The organism is Actinomycetospora sp. (assembly GCF_055612215.1).
Map to the genome: position 1 here is coordinate 1 of NZ_JBVPVA010000028.1, position 3,318 is coordinate 3,318.

General features: G+C 72.0%; 3 protein-coding genes. All 3 read right to left on the minus strand.

Going from position 1 to position 3,318, the window contains the following annotated elements; genetic code table 11:
• Positions 1–256 precede the first annotated feature (256 nt).
• Entirely contained in the window at positions 257–595 is a 339-nt protein-coding gene (locus AC0CYZ_RS00580; protein ID WP_472211010.1) for a P-II family nitrogen regulator, read from the minus strand.
• On the minus strand, positions 592–1,953 hold the full coding sequence (locus AC0CYZ_RS00585) for an ammonium transporter (RefSeq protein ID WP_472211013.1): 1,362 nt from the start codon (positions 1,951–1,953) through the stop codon (positions 592–594). The genes AC0CYZ_RS00580 and AC0CYZ_RS00585 overlap by 4 nt, the downstream gene beginning before the upstream one ends.
• Before the next feature lie 300 nt (positions 1,954–2,253).
• The coding region (gene ftsY / locus AC0CYZ_RS00590; protein WP_472211016.1) for a signal recognition particle-docking protein FtsY at positions 2,254–3,318 on the minus strand (1,065 nt) is incomplete at its 5' end.

The window sequence follows — 3,318 nt, forward strand, 5'->3', positions numbered from 1 at the left end:
CCGGATCCGTCGAGGGGTCCGTCGGGACGACTCCGGGGTCCCCGGTGGCCCGGGACCGCCCCGCGGCTCCCGGAGCCCCCGACGCGTCCGCCCCCGACGCAGCGACCATGCCCGACCTGCCCTCTCCCGCCGTCACGTGGATGTGTGGCGCGGGCCCCGGCGGGACCGGCGCCGTACCCGGGCGCACGGGGGCGCGACGCCGGGCCGGTCCCGGAGGACCGATCCCGACGCCGCGACGCACCGAGGCGCCCGCGAGCTAGAGGGCGTCCGCCCCGCGCTCGCCGGTGCGCACGCGCACCACGGTCTCGACGGGGGTCACCCAGACCTTGCCGTCACCGATCTTGCCGGTGCGGGCGGTCTCGGTGATCGCGTCGAGCACCTTCTCCGCGGTCGGGTCGTCGGTGACGACCTCGATGCGGACCTTGGGGACGAAGTCCACGGAGTACTCGGCCCCGCGGTAGACCTCGGTGTGGCCCTTCTGGCGGCCGTAGCCCTGGACCTCACTCACGGTCATGCCGAGGACGCCGAGCTGCTCGAGCGCCCCCTTCACGTCCTCCAGCACGAACGGCTTGATGATCGCGGTCACCATCTTCATCGCGGAGCACCCTCCCTCGGGGTCGCAGGCATCGAGGTTCCGGCAGCCCCCGCGCCCAGGAGCGAGGAGTTGCCTCCCCCGCTCAGGCCCGAGTAGTCATACCCCGACTCCGCGTGCTGGGACTCGTCGATACCCCCCGCTTCGTCCTCGTCGCTGACCCGGAACCCGATCGTGTGCTTGATCAGCAGCGCAATGATGCACGTGACCACGAACGAGTAGATGAGCACGGAGAACGCGGCCACGGCCTGCTTGCCCAGCTGGTCGAAGCCGCCACCGTAGAACAGGCCGTCGGCGCTCGAGGAGTTCAGCGACGTCGTGCCGAAGAACCCGATGAGCAGGGTGCCCACCAGACCGCCGACGAGGTGGACCGCGACGACGTCGAGCGAGTCGTCGAAGCCGAGCCGGAACTTGATCGACACGCAGAGGGCGCAGACGGCCCCGGCGATGAGACCGATCGCGAGGGCGCCGACCGGGTTGACGTACGCACAGGCCGGGGTGATCGCGACGAGGCCGGCGACGGCACCGGACGCGGCACCGAGCGTGGTCGGCTTGCCGTCACGCAGCTGCTCCACGATGAGCCAGCCGATCGTCGCCGCCGCGGTGGCCACGGTCGTCGTCGTGAAGGCGATCGCGGCGGTCGAGTTGGCGCCCAGGGCCGAGCCGGCGTTGAAGCCGTACCAGCCGAACCACAGGAGGCTCGCGCCGAGCAGCACGAACGGCAGCGAGTGCGGGCGGCCCGGGTCGCGCGGCCAGTTGCGGCGCTTGCCGAGCACGAGCGCGAGCGCGAGGCCCGCGGCACCGGCGTTGATGTGGACCGCGGTCCCACCGGCGAAGTCGAGGGCCTTGAGCGAGTTCGCGATCCAGCCGCCCTTCTCGCCCGCGTAGCCGTCGAACGCGAAGACCCAGTGCGCGACGGGGAAGTAGACGATCGTCGACCAGAGCACGACGAACAGTCCCCAGCTCCAGAACTTGATGCGCTCCGGCACCGCTCCCGAGATCAGCGCGGGGGTGATGACCGCGAACATCAGCTGGAACATCGCGAAGGCGAGCACCGGGATGCCGTCACCGGTGCTGGCACCGACGATCTCCTGCGACCCGCCGGGGAACGAGTTGCCCAGGCCCAGGTACTGGAAGTCGCCGACGAGGCCGCCGAACGCGTCGTTGCCGAACGCGAGCGAGAAACCGTAGAGGCACCACAGCACCCCGACGATCGCGAGGCACATGAAGTTCATCATGAGCATGTTCAGGACGCTCTTCGAGCGGACCATGCCGCCGTAGAAGAAGGCGAGCCCTGGGGTCATGAGCATCACCAGCGCAGCGCTGGCGAGTACCCACGCGGTACTACCGGCATTCAACACGGTCGTTCGTCCCTCCTGCACACCGACTCACGGGCGATCACTGAGGGGGAAGGATGCGCAGGCTGTGTTTCGGGCGCCGTCGGCGTCTGTTTCGCCGCAGTTAACAGCCGCCCAGCCGGTGTGACCATCGCGTCACCGAACCGGACATCGCGGGGTTCGGTGGGCCAGGTCACTCCCGGGGCGTTCACCGTGTGCAACTCCTGCCGACGCCCGATCGCGCAGGGGTCACCCGATCAGCGGCGAGGGGCTGACGGACGCATCATGCCGGATCGGGTGGCGGTCGACGAGGCTGTCTCAGCCTCAGCGCAGGAGCGCGTCGACGAAGGCCTCGGGCTCGAACGGCGCGAGGTCGTCGGGCCCCTCGCCGAGGCCGACGAGCTTGACCGGGACGCCGAGCTCGCGCTGGACCTGGAAGACGATGCCGCCCTTGGCGGTGCCGTCGAGCTTGGTGAGCACGACGCCGGTCACGTCCACGACCTCGCCGAACACGCGGGCCTGGGTCAGGCCGTTCTGGCCGGTGGTGGCGTCGAGGACGAGGAGCACCTCGTCGACCTCGGCCTGCCGCTCGACCACGCGCTTGACCTTGCCGAGCTCGTCCATGAGCCCGGTCTTGGTGTGCAGCCGGCCGGCGGTGTCGAGCAGGACCGCGTCGACCCCGGCCTCGGTGCCCTTCTTGACGGCGTCGAACGCGACGCTCGCCGGGTCCGCGCCCTCGGCCCCGCGCACGGTGCGCGCGCCGGCCCGCTCGCCCCAGGTCTGGAGCTGTTCGGCGGCCGCCGCGCGGAAGGTGTCGGCCGCGCCGAGGACGATCTCGTGACCGCCGCCGACGAGCACCCGCGCGAGCTTGCCGGTCGTCGTCGTCTTGCCGGTGCCGTTGACGCCGACGACGAGCACGACGGCCGGGCGGCCGTCGTGGGCCAGGGCGTGCACCGACCGCTCCAGGCCGGTCCCGAGGGTCTCGACGAGCACCTCGCGCAGCAGATCGCGCACCTCGTCCGAGGTCCGGACCCCGCGGGAGGCGATCCGCTCGCGGAGCTTGCCGACGACCTCCTGGGTGGTCGCGGACCCGAGGTCGGCCATGAGGAGCTGGTCCTCGACCTCCTCCCACGAGTCCTCGTCGAGGTCCCCGGCGCCGAGCAGGCCCAGCAGGCCGGTGCCGAGCGTCGAGCGCGAGCGCCCGAGCCGGCCGCGCAGGCGCTCCAGCCGGCCCTCGGGAGAGGCGATGGGCTCGCTGGGCGCGAGCGGGGCGTCGGTGGCCGCGGGCTCGACGGGGGCGGGCTCCGGCTCCGGCTCGACGGGCGCGGGCTCCGGCTCGACGGGCTCCGGTTCGGTGGCTGGGGGCTCGACGAACGCCGGGGGCTCGAC